General features: G+C 41.3%; 1 protein-coding gene. It reads left to right on the forward strand.

Translation table 11 applies throughout. From position 1 onward, the window contains the following. Window positions 1-85: 85 nt before the first annotated feature. The coding region (locus tag AC19MX_RS21080; RefSeq protein WP_498299769.1) for an IS110 family RNA-guided transposase at window positions 86-930 on the forward strand (845 nt) is incomplete at its 3' end.

Genomic DNA, 930 nt, shown 5'->3' on the forward strand with positions numbered 1-930 from the left:
GAGCATCATGTAGAACTCCAAGCACTCATCTCGAATAGTCGACTGGGTCTAGAACCCGTATTTCGCAATAAAGAGAACGCTTATTATGAATAGTAATCACATGCAAAACATCAATGTCGGAGTTGATATTGGTAAATCACAACTAGATATATTTATCCGCCCCCTTGATATCTTTTTCACTGTTGCTAATGACACAAAAGGTATTAGAGATGCAATCAATAAGATAAAAATTAACAAGCCTCAGCGCATTGTAGTTGAAGCCACTGGCCGATTGGAAATGCCATTCATTCTAGCCTGTTCAGAAGCAAAGCTCCCCTTTGTTATCGCTAACCCTATGCACGTTAAACGATTTGCAGGCGCTATAGGTCGACGAGCCAAAAATGACCGATTAGACGCCGAACTTATCGCTCACTATGCCGAAGCCATCAAGCCTAAACTGACTGAGTTAAAACCTGAAAAAATAAGATTAATGAGTGATTTAGTTACTCGAAGAAATCAACTACTAACCATGCAGACCATGGAGAAAAATCGCCATCAAATCTTATCTAAAACACTCGTTTCTACCATTAAACCGATTCTTACGGTGCTAAAAAACCAGATAACAAAAATCGAGTTGAAAATACAAAAGCTAATTGAAGAATGTACCGAGTATCAAAGTAAAAACATCATATTACAGAGCATGCCTGGGATCGGGAAAATAGCAGCGGCGTCTATTATCAGTAATATGCCTGAGCTAGGCTATATCACGAATAAACAAGCAGCTTCGCTCATCGGGGTTGCCCCCATGACCAAAGAAAGTGGAGCCTACAAAGGTAAACGGGTCATCCAAGGCGGACGAGCACAAGTACGAACTGTACTCTATATGGCAATGATGTCGGCTATGCAGTGTAACCCTGTGTTTAAAGCCACTTACCAGCGACTGCTTGGGCA

It is taken from the genome of Shewanella sp. MF05956 (genome assembly GCF_059758055.1).